The sequence below is a fragment of the Chitinophaga sp. genome (assembly GCF_039596155.1).
Lineage (GTDB): Bacteria > Bacteroidota > Bacteroidia > Chitinophagales > Chitinophagaceae > Chitinophaga.
In genome coordinates this window covers 1-16,335 of sequence record NZ_JBCNKF010000029.1, presented here as the reverse complement: position 1 = coordinate 16,335, position 16,335 = coordinate 1, and the positions used below count along the sequence as shown (strand labels likewise).

General features: G+C 44.2%; 18 protein-coding genes. 10 read left to right on the top strand and 8 right to left on the bottom strand.

Going from position 1 to position 16,335, the window contains the following annotated elements; translation table 11 throughout:
• Positions 1 to 412: 412 nt before the first annotated feature.
• Positions 413 to 961, bottom strand: a complete 549-nt coding sequence (locus tag ABDW33_RS23865) for a hypothetical protein (RefSeq protein ID WP_343692616.1) — start codon at positions 959 to 961, stop codon at positions 413 to 415.
• A gap of 133 nt (positions 962 to 1,094) precedes the next feature.
• Here ABDW33_RS23865 and ABDW33_RS23860 point away from each other — a divergent pair, with 133 nt between their 5' ends.
• Positions 1,095 to 1,724, top strand: coding sequence for a hypothetical protein (locus ABDW33_RS23860; RefSeq protein WP_343692615.1), 630 nt, complete (start codon positions 1,095 to 1,097; stop codon positions 1,722 to 1,724).
• A gap of 449 nt (positions 1,725 to 2,173) precedes the next feature.
• Here the strand turns inward: ABDW33_RS23860 and ABDW33_RS23855 are convergent, their stop codons facing one another.
• Positions 2,174 to 2,869, bottom strand: a complete 696-nt coding sequence (locus tag ABDW33_RS23855) for an NAD(P)-binding domain-containing protein (RefSeq protein WP_343692614.1) — start codon at positions 2,867 to 2,869, stop codon at positions 2,174 to 2,176.
• Between the two features lie 115 nt (positions 2,870 to 2,984).
• Between ABDW33_RS23855 and ABDW33_RS23850 the strand changes: the two genes are divergently transcribed.
• Positions 2,985 to 3,386 carry a helix-turn-helix domain-containing protein gene (locus ABDW33_RS23850; protein ID WP_343692613.1) on the top strand — a complete coding sequence of 134 codons (402 nt, stop codon included), beginning with the start codon at positions 2,985 to 2,987 and terminating at the stop codon, positions 3,384 to 3,386.
• Positions 3,387 to 3,902: 516 nt separating this feature from the next.
• On the opposite strand, the gene ABDW33_RS23845 is transcribed toward ABDW33_RS23850, so the two are convergent.
• Entirely contained in the window at positions 3,903 to 4,253 is a 351-nt protein-coding gene (locus ABDW33_RS23845; RefSeq protein WP_343692612.1) for a helix-turn-helix domain-containing protein, read from the bottom strand.
• Between the two features lie 29 nt (positions 4,254 to 4,282).
• Between ABDW33_RS23845 and ABDW33_RS23840 the strand changes: the two genes are divergently transcribed.
• Positions 4,283 to 5,248 (top strand): SDR family oxidoreductase, encoded by a 966-nt coding sequence (locus tag ABDW33_RS23840; protein WP_343692611.1) that lies wholly within the window; start codon positions 4,283 to 4,285, stop codon positions 5,246 to 5,248.
• A 23-nt stretch (positions 5,249 to 5,271) separates the two neighbouring features.
• Here ABDW33_RS23840 and ABDW33_RS23835 read toward each other — a convergent pair whose 3' ends face one another.
• Positions 5,272 to 6,192 (bottom strand): 2-dehydropantoate 2-reductase N-terminal domain-containing protein, encoded by a 921-nt coding sequence (locus tag ABDW33_RS23835; RefSeq protein ID WP_343692610.1) that lies wholly within the window; start codon positions 6,190 to 6,192, stop codon positions 5,272 to 5,274.
• 104 nt (positions 6,193 to 6,296) lie between these two features.
• On the opposite strand from ABDW33_RS23835, the gene ABDW33_RS23830 reads away from it, so the two are divergent.
• From ABDW33_RS23830 to ABDW33_RS23805, 6 genes are all read left to right on the top strand, one after another.
• Positions 6,297 to 6,698: a winged helix-turn-helix transcriptional regulator gene (locus ABDW33_RS23830; RefSeq protein WP_343692609.1), complete on the top strand. Its 402-nt coding sequence runs from the start codon at positions 6,297 to 6,299 to the stop codon at positions 6,696 to 6,698.
• A gap of 578 nt (positions 6,699 to 7,276) precedes the next feature.
• Complete coding sequence (locus ABDW33_RS23825; RefSeq protein ID WP_343692608.1) at positions 7,277 to 8,515, top strand: aminotransferase class III-fold pyridoxal phosphate-dependent enzyme; 1,239 nt, start codon at positions 7,277 to 7,279, stop codon at positions 8,513 to 8,515.
• A gap of 12 nt (positions 8,516 to 8,527) precedes the next feature.
• On the top strand, positions 8,528 to 9,553 hold the full coding sequence (locus tag ABDW33_RS23820; protein ID WP_343692607.1) for an alcohol dehydrogenase catalytic domain-containing protein: 1,026 nt from the start codon (positions 8,528 to 8,530) through the stop codon (positions 9,551 to 9,553).
• A gap of 11 nt (positions 9,554 to 9,564) precedes the next feature.
• A complete protein-coding gene (locus ABDW33_RS23815) occupies positions 9,565 to 10,248 on the top strand; it encodes an HAD family hydrolase (protein WP_343692606.1) in 684 nt (227 codons plus the stop codon).
• A gap of 89 nt (positions 10,249 to 10,337) precedes the next feature.
• Positions 10,338 to 11,486 (top strand): MFS transporter, encoded by a 1,149-nt coding sequence (locus tag ABDW33_RS23810; protein WP_343692605.1) that lies wholly within the window; start codon positions 10,338 to 10,340, stop codon positions 11,484 to 11,486.
• Positions 11,487 to 11,490: 4 nt separating this feature from the next.
• Entirely contained in the window at positions 11,491 to 12,021 is a 531-nt protein-coding gene (locus ABDW33_RS23805) for a DUF1349 domain-containing protein (protein WP_343692604.1), read from the top strand.
• A 228-nt stretch (positions 12,022 to 12,249) separates the two neighbouring features.
• On the opposite strand, the gene ABDW33_RS23800 is transcribed toward ABDW33_RS23805, so the two are convergent.
• From ABDW33_RS23800 to ABDW33_RS23790, 3 genes are all read right to left on the bottom strand, one after another.
• Positions 12,250 to 12,585 carry a hypothetical protein gene (locus ABDW33_RS23800; RefSeq protein ID WP_343692603.1) on the bottom strand — a complete coding sequence of 112 codons (336 nt, stop codon included), beginning with the start codon at positions 12,583 to 12,585 and terminating at the stop codon, positions 12,250 to 12,252.
• A gap of 225 nt (positions 12,586 to 12,810) precedes the next feature.
• Positions 12,811 to 14,031: an MFS transporter gene (locus tag ABDW33_RS23795; protein ID WP_343692602.1), complete on the bottom strand. Its 1,221-nt coding sequence runs from the start codon at positions 14,029 to 14,031 to the stop codon at positions 12,811 to 12,813.
• Positions 14,012 to 14,869 carry an NAD(P)-dependent oxidoreductase gene (locus tag ABDW33_RS23790; RefSeq protein ID WP_343692601.1) on the bottom strand — a complete coding sequence of 286 codons (858 nt, stop codon included), beginning with the start codon at positions 14,867 to 14,869 and terminating at the stop codon, positions 14,012 to 14,014. The genes ABDW33_RS23795 and ABDW33_RS23790 overlap by 20 nt, the downstream gene beginning before the upstream one ends.
• Before the next feature lie 88 nt (positions 14,870 to 14,957).
• On the opposite strand from ABDW33_RS23790, the gene ABDW33_RS23785 reads away from it, so the two are divergent.
• Positions 14,958 to 15,914, top strand: a complete 957-nt coding sequence (locus ABDW33_RS23785) for an AraC family transcriptional regulator (protein WP_343692600.1) — start codon at positions 14,958 to 14,960, stop codon at positions 15,912 to 15,914.
• A gap of 240 nt (positions 15,915 to 16,154) precedes the next feature.
• Here the strand turns inward: ABDW33_RS23785 and ABDW33_RS23780 are convergent.
• Positions 16,155 to 16,335 (bottom strand): hypothetical protein (locus ABDW33_RS23780; protein ID WP_343692599.1); only part of this gene is annotated, 181 nt, incomplete at its 5' end.

The window sequence follows — 16,335 nt, the reverse complement described above, 5'->3', positions numbered from 1 at the left end:
AAGACTTTTTTTTATAAAAATCCGACTATCGCGACACATACGACCGATTTAAATAGCTTTTTTATGGCTTCGTTTTGGAGCCGGAACGGGCTTAAATCATATTTAACTGATTTTTTCCAGGATACATTGTTCATAAAACGAAACTAAATCCAATGTGAGTTTGCTACATTTGACTGGACAGAAAGTTAAGATAATAGTATAGGTGCAGGACTTTCCTGGTCTTCGTTATAAAGTTGCTTTGTGTATCAAACGTGACGTTGGGAAATACAAGCCACTAAAGAAATCGTAATTTGAAACCAGACACTATTTGTGAGAGGATGAGCGTAAATTACAGCAGGATTCGGCCATTTGTTGAAGATATATTGGATAATTATCCTGTCAGCCCTCGGCAGTTAGGCCAATTTACCAGGCTCTAGTAGAGCTTGGGAGGTTTCCCTTTATTCTCAACAACATGGCGGACAAATCCTTCCCATTTGCCAATAATTTGGTGCCATTCATCACCCTTCAAATATGAATCAAAAGGTTGATCTAAATCAACCTCCGGCATATAAATTCCTGTTACTCCTTTCTCTAGCAATCCTTCAGCAATAACGCCCTTTTCTCTAAAAATTAGTATCGGCAGGCCGATCTGGAAAGCCATTGCCGGCTCTATCTGGCAATATGGACTGGTTAGCCATTTATTATTTAACGAGTATTCAATTGCGCCAATATCGCTAGAGGGTTTTCCTTTGCCTTCAATGATGTGACTACGCCTCAGTGCAATTGTGATTAACCCGTTTGATTCAAGCATAAGTCTCCTAATTGCTGTCAATGGTTCTTGCATATCATAGTCAGTCACGCCCAGCGTTCTACCAACCAAACCGCGTGAGTCTAAATACATCTGAATTGCGTCAATGAATTTCGCTTGAACGCTGTTGAAGGGTTGGGGATAACTTAGAAAAACAGGTATCTTATATTTCATGACTGTGTGGTAATAACGTACTAGAGTGATAAATCGTCATCAATTTACGAAATTGATTTAAGTTCAGACGTGAAGTATTTTTATTTAATACATAGTATCTTTTTATATTGCAGCCCATTAAATATTTCATCAAATGAAAATCACCCTGTACCTTGCCCTTACCCTGGCAGCCTTCGGAATTTCCTGCAAGAAGCAATATTATCAATATAATAAAAGTCTGATCGATATACAGTCGGTAAAAGCTAATGAAAGTTGCCCCAATGGAGGATATGTTATCTTAAGTGGAAATGATGTCAATTTTAACGGTACGCTGGATTCCAATGAAGTGCAGAACCGGGAGTACATCTGTAATGGCTCTGATGCCAGCAGTGACAAAAAGACGATCTTATCTTTTGGTATCCCTCTCGGAACTGCTACGAGTAGTGCAGCTGGAACCATCTTAGGGGCTATCCCCCAATTTAATAAGCTTGATTATAGCAATGTAGATTCTATCACTGTTTATGCTTCATTGAATAAAGGTTACGCTACAGACCCAGTTGCTATAAATGCGACTGTTGAAGTCTATAATGTTACGGATAATACCGTTATTGCTGGCAGTGCTGTTGGGAGCCTGTTAACGGCTACTCCGGCTTTAGTGGAATCACGGAGTTTTTACAGTTCATTACCTGAAAAGAATGTTAACCTGGCTATTAGATATAAATCACCTGTAGATGGATATAGTGCTGTAATCAACTATGCTTATCTGATTGTTTATAAACATTAATTTTATCAGGATAGACCTGGTACTTTTTAGGTACCAGGTCTATCCTGATAAATTGTAAGTTTGCCAGGTGTTAACTTCTCCATCTTTCACGGAATCGTAACGCCCGATCTACTTCCTCTTCTTGAAATTTTGATTCAGAAGCACCTTTTGTCGCAACTTAACTGCAAGAATAAGGAATAATCCCATTTGTAAAAATTCACTTTCCCAGTTTAAAAATGTGGACTGTATAAAATGTCCTGAATGAAAATAACCTTCCAAAGCAACAGGCGATTTTCCATCATCTTCCTTTTCCTGATTATATTCCTTCCATCCACAAATCACCTGGCCAGCCCAAAAGAAACATGGCAGCAAACTCCAGGAATAGCTTTGAAAAGTTCCTGATTATAAACCTCTTATAAAAGACGTTGATGATGTCAATTACCAACTAATTTGTATTAGCCTGCGAGTAATCATAAATGCCCATATTTTTTAATAGCATTTTTCTCCCTGACAAGACGATCCTTATTCAATTGAATCCTATCTGCATCTGTCAGTGCAGACAGCTTTTCAATAATGTCAGCTGAAGGTAAATCAGCACAATAAATAGGAGACCCAGGATGTAGCTTCCATGATTCTTTGATAGTACCTGCGTCCACAGGATCAAAGCCCAGTTCATCCACCAATTGCATCACCAGCTTTTTTGAATGCGCATTATCCCCTGCAATCGGTAACCCAATACGGCCATTCCTCCCTTTAGGTAATCCCTTAGTCCGTAAACTTTCTGCCAGAATACTGTTAAAAACTTTAATAACCGGATGCTGTATTTGTTCTTCAACCCATTCACTATCTACTGTAAACTCAGAAAAACCTACTAGCCGTCCATCTCGTAAATCCGGATAATAATTGCATGTATCCACCACAATTTTATCTTTAAAAATTCCGGCAGGCAATGCTGGAATGCTCTTTTGAGGAATACTGAGAATAATCAGATCGCTCTGCCCGATCAATTCCTTCAAAGCAACAGGTGTTACCCCTGTTTCATCAGCAAATTCTTTTAAAGACTCCGGGCCACGTGAGTTGGTGAGCAATACTGGATAATTAAGTTCTCTACATTTTCTGGCAAGCGTTCCTCCGATATTACCGGATCCTATGATTCCAATTTTCATATAACTATTTGTAATTTTAAAAGTGCAAATTAGATTGTGTATTGTTCTGTAACAAGAACTGAGTTGAGAATCAGTTACTTACCTATGGGTTAGTTAGATTGAAAACAAGGCATTTATGAAGACAAAAAATTTACTTACAATCACAGATATAGCAAAGTGCTATAATAATTCTGAGATTTCTATACGCATCGTGCTTGAAAGAATAGGCGATAAGTGGTCTATGATAGTCCTGCTTTTATTAGATGAACATGGTACTATTCGCTTCCATGAGTTCGATAAAATTATCCACGGTATTTCTCAAAAAGTACTTTCAAATACCTTGAAGGCACTGGAAACAGATGGACTGATAGACAGAAAGGCATACCCGGTAGTTCCTCCGAAGGTAGAATACACACTTACTGACCTGGGTCGTGGACTAATACCTCCTGTCAAAACGTTGATAGACTGGGCATGCGAACATAGTGTTGATATAGTTGCGGCGAGGAAAAATCACAATCTTAATCAAGGCAAATTCTAAGAAATCGCACTACTGATTATCTTCGTTTAATAATTCTCTAAGTTTATTCTTACATCCGGGGAAAAAGGCATTTTAACTTCCATGTTGCCTGGAATCCTTTACGGCACCAGCATTTGTAATGCTCATTGAAAGCGGGGAGCGATGATTGAGTGTGGCAGAACGCTGGTAATGGTGAAGGGGTTTCAGTCATGGTGGTGGCACGCTGCGTTATCGGCTGTTATTACCGCTGTTTTTTACACACACACACACACACTACAGCGACCATTCTTCCAGCAATTATCTTCATGCAATTTAACTGCTACGGGGCTCATTTTATTAAAGCAAGCAAGGATAGATCTAAAATATAGCAGATTGCAAAACCTTGTCAACTAAAGCTTGATGTTTTGTTATTACTGACAGAAACACTTTTCAATATTTCTCCTTTCCATATTAAGTTCAAAATCTACGGAAACACCACTCTTATCGATCCAAAATACTACTTCACAATCACGTTCATCAGGATTGCTGGCTACACCTTCAATCGGAAAGCTTCATCTTACCCTGATGATGTGCCCCAATGTTTTTCCTCGTCCAGGCTGTTATTTCAACCAACAAAGGACACAGGCTTCTCCCAAAATCAGTGAGCGCATACTCTACCCGGGGAGGAAGCTCCTTGTACTCTTTCCTGCTGATCAAACCATCAGCTTCAAGCTCTCTCAATTGTTGAGTTAACACCTTTTTTGAAATAGCAGGTACCCTCGCCTGGATTTCACCAAAACGCCTGGTGTTTTTGGAAAGCACATATAAAATGATCAACTTCCACCGCCCGCCAAACAAAGCTATCGCTGCTGTAACAGGACAGTCAGCATGGTCTAATCTATTTTCCATTAGTCACTTTTAGGTTACCACTTTTTGTCTTGTTACTGACGAGCAAGCGTAACTATTCAAATCAATATTTGTTTCTTTACACAACAAAAGTAATTATTCTTAAAACAAAAAATATGATTTTAGTAACCGGTGCAACGGGGAATTTAGGTAAGGCCACCATTCATTCATTATTAAGCAGAGGCATAGCTCCAAGCGATATTACCGCATTGGTAAGAGATGAAGCCAGGTCGGCAGAATTAAAATCAAAAGGACTTCAAATAAAAGTTGGCGACTATCAGGATATGGAGTCTTTAAAAAGCGCCTTTCAGGGCGTGGACAAGCTGCTGCTTATATCTTCTTCATCAGATATACACCAACGGTTTGAGCAACACAGGAATGCGATCAATGCAGCCAGGGAAAAAGGTGTCGGCCATATTGTCTATACAAGCTTTGATATGAAAAATCTGCAACAAAGTATAATGGGTGAAGAGGTTCGATATCATGCCTACACAGCTGATTATCTAAAACAAATAGGTACTCCTTATACTTTAATGAACAATACCATGTACGCTGACATGATTCCTATTCTTTCAGGAAAGGATATATTAAATAAAGGCATTGCTATTCCTGCCGGAGACGGTAAAACACCCTTTCTGCCGATAACAGAAATGGCTGAAACTTTAGCCGTTGTACTGACTACGCCGGGCCACGAAAATAAGGAGTATGTCATCGCTGCAGAAACCGCGTTTTCATTCGCGGAGATTGCTGACATGCTATCAGACATTACCGGGAAAAAGATAACTTATCACCAACCGGAGGTCAACGCATATATTGCACGGCTTATACAGATCGGTGCTTCTGAAGAGGATGCAGCTTACATTGCAAGGTTCTGTGTGGCGATTGCCAAAGGAGAATTCGATACCAATAAAAGTGATGTGAGACGACTACTGGGCAGAAGTCCGGTCAGCTTAAAAGATTTTTTAAAAAGCATTTACAGTTCATTGGTAGAACTGTAAATCCTAAAGAAAAGACTGCCACATTACCGGCAGTCTTTTAAATCAAAAAAATGTGCTGTTGCCTCCAACCTTGGAACAGCAATACCTTTCGCTCTCGCTTCTGCCAACACCTCCTGTCCGTAAGATCTCACTTCTTCAGCATTGGAATGATTCAACAATGAATGCCTGAACCCTGCATTCAATTTCATCACAGTTCTCATCAGCAAACTGACCAACCAGGGTGGTAATTTAAACAGCGCCGCCTCACCCTGTACTTTTATACCCCGTTGTTGTAAAACCGGGAATAGCTCACGCACATTCAACACCGCTTGCTTCCCATGCTTCTTCGATGCGAGTAATAATCCTAATGAGCCGGCATGGAGCGCCTGTGACAGCAGACCTGCATTCACTACAAAATGAATGGATAACCAGGTTTTAAAGTCCCTGTGTTCTATTATCCTGAACCCACTGGTTTTGAATACCTGCCGTACCGCCATTTCCCTTGCTGTAGGTAAGGTGCCAAACGTACCAAAGTGTACACTGCCAAACAGCGCGCCTTTCAGCACACCTTGCTGATCAAACCCACCAGCCGCCATGGGAAATCCCCATGCCAGTTGTGCCTGTGGCAATAACGCTGCTTCCTCAACCGGATCCTTCCAGAAATTATTGAAGATGAGTATCGTCGCGGCGCTGGCCTTATCCGCCAGAAACGCTGCTACGTTTGCAAATTGATAATGCTGCACACTCACCATGATCAGATCATAATCATGATTAACCGGAAGCTCTTCCTGCATCGTCACTTTCCACATCGTATCAATATACTTTCCTTTGATATAAATATTCAAAGGAATGGTATCCGCCTTCTTTCCCGGCCTCACGTAAAACGCAATTGTATGACCTGCCTGCTCAAGTGCATAAGCATACTGTGTGGAGATCACCCCACGACCAAATATTAAAATTTTCATCGGTTTATTGTAGTATGGTCGCGAAATTAGCACTAATATTAGGTCGTGAAAAGTAGGTACGTCGACGTCCCTTAAGCACTTTGAAGTTAGAAATGAGCCTGACAATGGATGACAACGAAAAAAAGTTTGAAAAATTTACGGCCCTGCAACAGCAGATCTCCGCAGGACCAGATGCGTATAAGCACAGTATTCTCTACGACTGTTGCGCGATATTCGCTAATAAATGGAACCTGCTGGTTGTGGTGTCACTCATGCAGGGTACCCGGCGAAATAGCGAACTGCTCCAGCAGATCGCTGGTATATCCCATAAAATGCTGAATGAATCACTCAAAAAGCTGATTAGCCTCAAAATGGTGACACGGGAGGTATACCCTGAAGTGCCGCCGAGAGTGGAATATTCTCTTACTGAATTTGGCAGAAGCCTTTCTGGTCCGCTGTTAGCACTCCTCGACTGGCATGATGCCTGGAAGGACAAATTTGAAACGCTGTATGACCATTACGATTAAATGCTTCCACGAAATGCTGCCGTTATTTTCATATGGTATTATGGATGGTACCGGGCATGTTATTTAGTGTCACCTTCACATCGCCGCTCATTATATCGTTTTGGATATCGATGGTAAAAGCAGCTACCACACTGGTATCCTGATAGCACACTTCCCGGATGAGATCTCTAAAAGCAGTCCGGATCTTACTCAGGAGAAGCTTTTTGAACTTGCGGTGCTTTCGCAGTGGCGATAAAGTTATAGAACAGTACGCATCACAAAATGAATAGACGCGTATAAGGAAGAATGTAAGAAAACTTGCGCCAGCAATTTTTTATTGCACCCTAATTATAATATATATAGTACCTGATTTTTTGAAAATAAAAAAAGAAATTTATCCGGATTACATTTTATTTTGCAGCCGTTATGTAACCCGTTTTACTATTCCATCTTTAGTACAAGATCTTATTGTTTATTCTTTAAAAAACCCGTAAGACCCTCAAAATAGAAAATCGAAAAACGTATTATGACACAAAACCCCCTGACGAAACATCACACTCGTCCGGCACTTCAATGCACATACCCTAAAAACAGATTCCATGACTACTACTCAAGTCCAATTCAACAAAGGGAAAGGTATTCGCCTGTACACCCCTGAACAGGATGAATACATCGATGCCGTGTCCGGCACCTTTAACCTCGCATTAGGGTACAGCTACCCCGAACTGGTAGATGCGCTCAAAACCCAGCTGGAAGACCTTATCCACGTATCGTCTTCCTTTACCGGCGACCTTGCCCAGCAAGTACTGGATAGCATTCTTGCCCATGCACCCGCCCATATCACCACGGGCTGGATGCGCGACATTATCGGTTCCACTGCCAACGAAGGAGCTGTTAAAATTGCCAATAAGTATAATGGCAGAAATGAGGTGATCAGCCTCTCCCTGTCCCACCACGGACAGACACTTTTCGCGACTGCTATCTCCGGTAATGCCTTCCGCCGTAAGTCTTTTCCACATACCGTTGTAACGCAGAATGGTATTGTGCCTGCGCCTTACTGCTATCGTTGTCCTTTCTCTGCAAAAGGTGCACCTGCCTGTGGTTTCCTTTGCACAGAAGCTATTCACGACTATGCTGAGTATGCCGCTTCCGGTGGTGTATCATGTATCATCATAGAGCCAATCCTTGGCAATGGTGGCAACATCATACCTCCTGATGGTTACTTTGAAAGGGTCCGCAAAATCTGTGATGAGCTGGACATTGTACTGATCGCTGATGAGGTACAGACGGGCATTGGCAGAACAGGGCACATGTTTGCAAGTGAGTACTATGACATCAGGCCTGACATCATCACATTGGCCAAAGGGCTTGGTGGTATTGGTATCCCGGCTGCTGCTATACTTTACACACCCGAACTGGCCGTACTGGAGAAGTTTGAACACTCCTACACATCCGGTGGTAACCTGCTATCGCTGACAGCATCGCAGAAGACCATGGAGATTGTATCCCGGGAAGGTTTCCTGGAAAATGTACGTGAAAATGGCGTAGTCCTTGGCCGCCTGCTCAACAATCTCAAGGAAAAATATAGTGATGTAATCGGCGATGTACGTGGAATCGGCTACATGTGGGGATTAGAAATCATTGACAAGGATGGTGCGCCAGATGTAGCTCTTACCAACAAGATCATTGACAGTGGCCTTGAAAATCATCACCTCATACTACGTGGTTCCCGTTATGGATTCGGGAATGTCGTGAAGGTAAGACCTTCGCTGACAGCAACCGTTGATGACATAGAGGAGATCTGTGCACGGCTGGATAAGATATTTCATGAACTTTAAAAATTGCAAATCATGCAAGCTGTTGTTTATAATAATCCCTGGGAGATCTCTATCCAGGAAAAGGAAGAACCGTCTATTATACTTCCTGATGAAGTGATCGTAGAGGTCCGTGCTACCGGCATCTGCGGCACAGACCTTAGTATTATTTCCGGTGAATACATGGCACGTCCGCAGGTGATCATCGGGCATGAATCTGCCGGGGTGATCGTGGATAAAGGTGCTGCTGTTGATAATTGTGAGATCGGTGACCGGGTCATTATTGACCCCACTTACTATTGCGGTTACTGTGATAACTGCCGTAAAGGACTGCGTAATCATTGCCTGCTAAAGTCCTCTACAGAAGCAGGTGTGTCTATTGATGGCACATTCACCCGGTATTTCAAAACCACACAACGATTTATTTATCCATTGGCAGATGCGATCCCTTTTGAGCAGGGCGCCATGTCTGAACCATTGAGTTGTGTGCTCACTGCTGTAAAGAAATTGCAGGTTACTCCCTTCATGCGCACAGCTATATTAGGTGGCGGGCCTATTGGCCTGTTGTTTTACCTGGCCCTGAAGCAATATGGTATACGCGAAGGCGTGATCTATGAAGCATCGGGTCAGCGTATGCAACTGATTGAAAAGAATGATGTGTTGACTGATCGATGGACCATGTCTCCGTCGTTTGTACCGCAAAAGAATCAGTATGATTTAATCATTGATACCACCGCCAGTCTGTTGGAAAAATCCATCCAGGCGATAGCTGACGGCGGAAAGATCTCACTGATGGGATTACGCAATAATCAGCAAACCATCAATCCTCGTGAGATAGCGGATCGCAGTATTTCTATCATTGGCTCCATTGATTCGCAGGACACTTTCCGGCATGCGGTGGATCTCATCAATAGTGGCCAGCTGGAGTTGCAGAAGATCATTACCAATGAGTACGATCTGCATCACTTCGATGCCGCTGTAAAGGACCTGGGTTGCGATCTGACTACCCGTCAGCGAAACAATCATATCAGTAGTCTGAAATCAGTTATCAGGATCTCTTAAAGTTAACCAGTATGAAGTACATCATTTTTGATATAGACGGTACATTGACCGACACCACTGCAATAGACGACCATTGTTATACCCGTGCGATAGAAGATTGCTTTGGTTTCAAAGATTTCGAAACGAATTATGGATATTATCAGAACACCACAGACAGTGGTATTATCGACCAGTTGTGCCGTGAAAGACTGGGCCGCACATTTACGGAAGCAGAGCGGGATCATTTCATCACTCACTTCTGTGGATTATTACAGCAGGCGTACCAGGAAGATCCTGCTACCATTCGTGAAATATCGAAGGCAGGCGCTGTGATCAGGCAGTTATGCCGGCAGGAGCAGTATAGTATAGGTCTTGCTACAGGAGGATGGCGACAATCGGCACATTTTAAACTGCAATGTGCGGGGATTGATGTAAGTGCCTGTACCGCTTCTTTTGCACAGGATGCATTGGCAAGGCAGGATATAATCTATGCTACGATCCGGAAGATGAATGAAAAACATGGACTGGATACGGCACCTCCCGGCATCGTTTATGTGGGAGATGGTGTATGGGATTATCTCACTACGCAGCAGATGGGTATTGAGTTCATTGGTATTGCCAATAAGAAACTCGCTCACCTGGAGAATATTATCAGGATTGACGATTACGATCAGCTCTATCAGCATATAGGATTATATGCAGAGAAGGTTAAGTAAAAAAGTGCTTCACCGCTGTCATTGGCAGCGGTGAAGCATGCTGATCATCACCCGCAGTACGCCTTGCGCAGATTAATAAATGTGAATTTATGCTTTCAGTTACGATCGACCAGAAACGTTCCTACCGTATAGCGACGTCCATTTTCTTTTTTATAGCGGGCCTGACCTATTCAACCTGGGCCTGCCGGATTCATGACATCAAATCACAATTTGGGCTGGGCAACGCCGGGCTGGGGAGTGTACTCTTTGCGTTGCCTATCGGGCTGATGGTGAGTCTGCCTGTGTCCGGATGGCTGGTGACGAGGACAGGGAGCAGGAGGGTATTAATAGCCGCCGGCCTACTCTTCCCTTTTATGCTTACGTTTATTGGATTTACCACACACATCTGGCAGTTAGTCATCGTTTTATTCTGCTTTGGGTTTATGAACAACGTGTTTGAAATATCCATGAATACGCAGGCCGTGGGTATTGAGAATTTATATGGGCGGTCGATCATGGCTTCCTTCCACGGACTTTGGAGCCTGGCAGGATTTACCGGTGTCGGTATTGGTACCCTGGCCGTAAATCTCAACTGGCCGGTATGGCAGCACTTCCTGATTGTAGCATTGCTATGCTGGGTGTTGGCATTCAGCGCCAGATCATACCTGTTGCCGGCGGATGCGCCTACAGATGATGGACCACTGTTTGCTATGCCGGATAGGAAGATCATGCAGCTGGGACTGATCGCGTTTGCCAGCCTGGTCACAGAAGGGACTATGTTCGACTGGAGTGGCGTATATTTCCAGAAAGTGGTGCAGGTACCTGAGGCATTGACAACGGTGGGGTATATCGCCTTTATGGGTACAATGGCCGGTGGTCGGTTTGTGGCAGATAGGGTAGTGACACGCCTGGGTATTAAGCATGTGCTGACATATGCTGGCATGATCAGTAGCACAGGATTATTGATGGCTGTTTTCTTTCCGCATATCGTGACGGCTACGCTGGGTTTCCTGTTGGTAGGGATCGGCGTTTCGTCTATTGTGCCATTGGTATTGGCATTGGCAGGTAAGTCGGACACGTTACCGCCGGGCATGGCAATAGCTGCAGTGTCTACGGTAGGATTCCTTGGATTCCTGATTGGTCCTCCGATGATTGGTTTTATCGCTGAAGCACTGGACTTGCGATGGTCATTGGGTTTAATTGCGGTGTTTGCCGGCTGCACTGTCTGGCTGACACGTGGTATTGATACAAAACAATAACAATATGAAATGGATGAATGAACCGGCCCAATGGGCGGGTGACAATCAGCGGTTGTCGATGACTGTATATGCTGATACTGACTTCTGGCGCGTCACGCATTATGGTTTTATACGTGATAATGGGCCGTTTTATTACGTGGAGCGGGAAGGTGATTTTGTAGCCAGTGTGAAAGTGAGTGGTCAATATCGGGAGCTTTTTCATCAGGCAGGCTTGATGGTAAGGCTGGATGATAAGAACTGGATCAAGACAGGCATTGAGTATGTAGATGGTGTGCAAAATGTAAGTGCTGTAGTGACGCGGGAGGTATCTGACTGGTCTGTGGTACCCAGGAATGATAGTCCGGATGCGCTCTGGCTAAATTTGTTGCGAAAGGGTGATTATGTGGAGATCCGTTATTCATTTGATGGAGAAAGATATGAGATGCTGCGGCTGGCTTATTTTCCGCCGGGAGGAATAGTCCGGGTAGGGCTGGTGGCTGCTGCACCGGGTAAGGAATCATTTTCAGTGTTGTTTGAAGATTTTCGGGTAGATTAAAAGTGGTTGTTTGTTGTGTTAAAAACATGCTCTTAAAAAAAACTCTGTAAAGGCTGGTGTTCCTTTTTTATTGCTATACAAGCAATCTTATCCAAGCAGACATCGCTGTGCAGTTGAATTTTAGTGGACTTGACTAAAAAAACAACACCTCGCACATTGTGCGAGGTGTATAATAATATACTTAAAAGCTATCTCATTGCTAAATGAGATCTTTATATGATAAATAAATTATAATATTCCTGCTTTCAACAGCCGGATTTCTCTAACCATATTATCCAAACTGGCTTGTTCCTGTTCATTTAGAAAAGCAATTGAGGCTGAATGTTTCTTGAGGAATTCCTTATTCTGCACATCACGTTTTGCTGCCAAATTCGACCCTGCAAGAACTAGTCTCTTTGCTTTAGAGGGCTGTATGCCAGTAGCGCCATCGATCAGCGCTCTCTCACTATTTACAATTTTAAAAGCAATATCCTTCTCGTCATCCTCTGGTTTAAATTCCAGAACAGTATCCAGAAAATGATCGACATGATTAATATCCATTAATAATCTGGCATATCTTCCCATCTTGTTCCATTCAATTTTCAAAAATTTATGTTATCACATAATTAATTACAGTTACCAGGGTTTCGTAACATTTTCTGGAAATCGGGAATAAATTTTTGAATACTATATACTATCGGGATGCAGATGATGATCGTTCTTTTTGATTTGATCTTGTAAAACAAGGAACGCTTTGTAAAGGCAACAAAATCATTATGGAAAAATTTAAAAACGCTTCGCGCTACGCTTTTAACCAGCTGCTGAACGTAATCGTCCTACAATCGCAGCCGCCACCAATACAACTATAACAGCCGTCAGATACAAGACCGCCGGGCTATAGTAATAAATCCCCGCCGCCATCAATGGCACCAGCACGTTATTGGCCGACTGCAAACTTTGATTCACCCCTTGTATTTTCCCCTGTTCACTTTCAGCGACCGACCGCGATAACCGGCTATTATAAACCGGATCGAACAGTCCTTCGCCCGTAATGATCAGGCAGACCGCCAGCGCAATGAGCAAAGCTAAATGAATATAAAGGCCGGCCAGCAGCAGCGCTAAGCCCAGGGCAAGCAGTGACAGCCCTGCAACGGCTATATTTTTTTCCGGGAAGCGTTTCAGGAGCAGGGGCAGCAGCCAGGCTCTCGTAAGAATATCACAAACCCCCACGAAGGTCAATACAGTGCCGATAGCGATTGGTCCCCACCGATAAATATCCTTCAGGTAAATGGTGAAGTTGAACTGAAAGATACCCAGACCTGCAAAAAAAAGAACGCCTGATAATAGCAGTATCCTGATCGTACGTGATTGGAAGACGTCTTTAAAATGTACAAAGGTATTGAAGCTGCTATACGTCAGCCGGGTCGTCCTCGCTTCAGGTGCCAATGATTCGGGTAACAACACATAAACTGCCAGCGCAGAAATGAAAATCAATCCGGCAGTAATGTAGAACGGCAAGCCGATAGCGATGCTGCCCAATACCCCGCCCAGGGCAGGCCCGCCAATCTTGCCGATGCCCATGGCTGCACCGATATAACCATACCATTTAGCCCGCTCTTCGGGTGTCGTGGTGTCGGCGATGTAGGCGAATAGTATCGTGATGTTACCTGCCGTCAGGCCATCGATTATACGTCCAAGAAAGAGCACCCATAGCGCGCCGCCAATACCAAACAATACATAACCCAACACGGAGCCAAGTAAGCTGATGATCAGAATGTACTTTCTGCCATAGCGGTCGCTCAGTGCGCCAAAAACCGGCGCTGCAAAAAAAGTACATCCAGCAAAGACGGATAGCAGTAAACTCATGCCCATCACCACCTGTCCGGCGGGCAGGTATTTGCTCAACAGGAAAGGTAGCAACGGTAATACCAGCGATAGCCCGATAGAGTTCAGCATGACAATGGCAATAATGATCCACAGGCGATATTGTTTGGACCACGCTTTCTCTGATTTATAACGTGCCTGCATCATAAGCGGAATAAAAGGTTGGATAATAGGGAGAATAGCCAAGTGCTGTTCTGATCTTCCGGTTGCTCACTATCATTTCCCAGGGATCAGTCACTATCTCATCAGGACCGGCGGGCAACGCATACATTTCCCGCAGCTCTGCCATGCTTAAGGCAGCATCATCGGTAACGTTATAGATCCCGCTGGCTTTTTGGGCGATGCATCGCCTGACTGCCTGGCCAATGTCAGCATGATGCACCAACTGCACACGCCCGGCCTGCGGCCAGTCATTCAGGGCAGATATCGTTTCTTTCAGGTGAGGATAGCCTTCGCCGTAAGCGAGAGAAAGTCTTAGAATACAGAGTGAGGCCGCGGGATGATCGAACAGCCGGATGAGTAAATTTTCAGCCTCCACCTTGGCTACCGCAAACCGGTTATTTATGGGAGCTACAGGATCTGACTCAGTAACCTGCTTCCCGCGACCGGTACCGTAAACACGGTTGGAGCTAACGAAAATGAACTGGCTTACACCGGCCTCCAATGCAGCCCGGGCCAATATGGCTGTGCCATCCAGGTTAGCCATCCGGGATTGGTCTTCAGTAGCGCCTTTATAAAAAGTGGCCAGGTGAACGACTATGTCCATGCCCTGGGTTGCCCTCTGCAGGGAGGTGGGGGCAAGCAGGTCGCCCATGACAGGTTCTACCCCGATACTGCTTAAAGCAGTTGCACTCCCGGCATCCCTTACCAGGGCGCTCACCTGATAGCCCCACTGAAGGAGTCGTGGTGCCAGCCGGCTACCTACTTTTCCGGTTGCGCCGGTGATCAGGATCTTAGGAGAATTGAATTGCTGTTGATAAAACATCTTTTTACCTTTTGATACGGCAAAGATGATTGCTATCTTCGTGTTAAAATAGTTCCTTTGGTTTTATAAATAGTCGCATCGGGTCATTATGAAAATAACAACGCAAGAGCATACCGTGCCCCGTATCCTGGTCCGGCTGGCGGAACAGCTAGGGACGGAACTGAAGCAGGGCCGGTTGGAGATCCCGGCAAGATATGGCCGCGGTTATTGCGCCGGCTTTGTGTTTAATGCGCACCTCCGCCTTCTGATCAGTAATTACGAATTACATGATGATATTGTGGTGGAGAACCCAGAGATAGATCCTTCGAAAAAAACGATCTTTTTTAAGTTCCAGCACATCTTTCCAGGGGCTGCAAAGGAAAGAACTCCTGCTGCAACACCTGCCGTGCTGATAGGCACCAGCAGGGTCAATACAGATGAGGCAATTGCGGTACACAGTAATACAGGGGTGATCAATATCGAAGTGGATGCTGATTACCTGAATGGACTGTTCGACCTCCCTGAAGATCATACAGTGTTGCAAAGCCTCCTTGAAAACAGTCAGCCGCTGCTCTTCGAACAGTTGATCTATCCCGCCCTGCAGGCGATCATTGATGCGCTCATTGAGCAGGCGGTTGATGACAAATTCAGGCGATTCTTCCTCCGGATTAAAACTGAAGAACTGATCTGTCATTTGCTGATGGCGCTGGAACAGCGGGATAGCCAACACCTGTATCCTTTAAACAGCGAGGATATCTCCACCATTTACCGGCTCCGGGACCAACTGTTGGCTCGCCTGGATGATCCGCCGGTCATTGCAGATCTGGCAGCCACTTCGAATATGAGCCCTTCTAAATTAAAGCGTCTTTTCAGGCAGATCTTTGGCGAGAGTATTTTTACTTATTACCAGGCGTTCCGGATGAAAGAAGCCGCAAGGTTGCTTCGCGAAGAAAAGTTGTCGGTAACGGAGACAGGTTATCGGCTGGGCTTTACCAATCTCAGTCATTTCACACGTGTGTTTGAAAAGCACACAGGTATCAAGCCTAAGAAATATTCGGCGTTATAAATTTACCAGTAGAGCGATTGCGTTACTTCCGGATTTTTAAAGAATCAAAAAACTAATTTAATTACTTCCCATGAGCCATTCAATTGTCCCGCAACAGTTGAATGTATTAAAAGACGCAACAGTTTACGCGCAGGCATTACACCATTGACGAATAATGCTGCAGGATGTAAGCCCGGGAAATATTCGGCGTTATAAATTTCACTGGTAGAACGATTGCGTTACTTCTGGATTTTTAAAGAATCAAGAAACTAACCTAATTACTTCCCATGAGCCATTCAGTTGTCCCGCAACTGCTGAATGTATTAAAAGACGCAACAGTTTACGCGCAGGCATTACGCCATTGACGAATAATGCTGCAGGATGTAAGCCCGGGAAATATTCGGCGTTATAAATTTCACGGTAGAGCGACTGTGTTACTTCC

Excerpts from the sequence above, each read along its gene's own strand:
- ABDW33_RS23805 (WP_343692604.1), top strand. The coding sequence starts at position 11,491 with ATGAAATGGATGAATGAACCGGCCCAATGGGCGGGTGACAATCAGCGG.
- ABDW33_RS23815 (WP_343692606.1), top strand. The coding sequence starts at position 9,565 with ATGAAGTACATCATTTTTGATATAGACGGTACATTGACCGACACCACT.
- ABDW33_RS23850 (WP_343692613.1), top strand. The coding sequence starts at position 2,985 with ATGAAGACAAAAAATTTACTTACAATCACAGATATAGCAAAGTGCTAT.
- ABDW33_RS23810 (WP_343692605.1), top strand. The coding sequence starts at position 10,338 with ATGCTTTCAGTTACGATCGACCAGAAACGTTCCTACCGTATAGCGACG.
- ABDW33_RS23860 (WP_343692615.1), top strand. The coding sequence starts at position 1,095 with ATGAAAATCACCCTGTACCTTGCCCTTACCCTGGCAGCCTTCGGAATT.
- ABDW33_RS23830 (WP_343692609.1), top strand. The coding sequence starts at position 6,297 with ATGGATGACAACGAAAAAAAGTTTGAAAAATTTACGGCCCTGCAACAG.
- ABDW33_RS23835 (WP_343692610.1), bottom strand. The coding sequence starts at position 6,192 with ATGAAAATTTTAATATTTGGTCGTGGGGTGATCTCCACACAGTATGCT.
- ABDW33_RS23855 (WP_343692614.1), bottom strand. The coding sequence starts at position 2,869 with ATGAAAATTGGAATCATAGGATCCGGTAATATCGGAGGAACGCTTGCC.
- ABDW33_RS23785 (WP_343692600.1), top strand. The coding sequence starts at position 14,958 with ATGAAAATAACAACGCAAGAGCATACCGTGCCCCGTATCCTGGTCCGG.
- ABDW33_RS23845 (WP_343692612.1), bottom strand. The coding sequence starts at position 4,253 with ATGGAAAATAGATTAGACCATGCTGACTGTCCTGTTACAGCAGCGATA.
- ABDW33_RS23825 (WP_343692608.1), top strand. The coding sequence starts at position 7,277 with ATGACTACTACTCAAGTCCAATTCAACAAAGGGAAAGGTATTCGCCTG.
- ABDW33_RS23795 (WP_343692602.1), bottom strand. The coding sequence starts at position 14,031 with ATGATGCAGGCACGTTATAAATCAGAGAAAGCGTGGTCCAAACAATAT.
- ABDW33_RS23820 (WP_343692607.1), top strand. The coding sequence starts at position 8,528 with ATGCAAGCTGTTGTTTATAATAATCCCTGGGAGATCTCTATCCAGGAA.
- ABDW33_RS23800 (WP_343692603.1), bottom strand. The coding sequence starts at position 12,585 with ATGGGAAGATATGCCAGATTATTAATGGATATTAATCATGTCGATCAT.
- ABDW33_RS23790 (WP_343692601.1), bottom strand. The coding sequence starts at position 14,869 with ATGTTTTATCAACAGCAATTCAATTCTCCTAAGATCCTGATCACCGGC.
- ABDW33_RS23865 (WP_343692616.1), bottom strand. The coding sequence starts at position 961 with ATGAAATATAAGATACCTGTTTTTCTAAGTTATCCCCAACCCTTCAAC.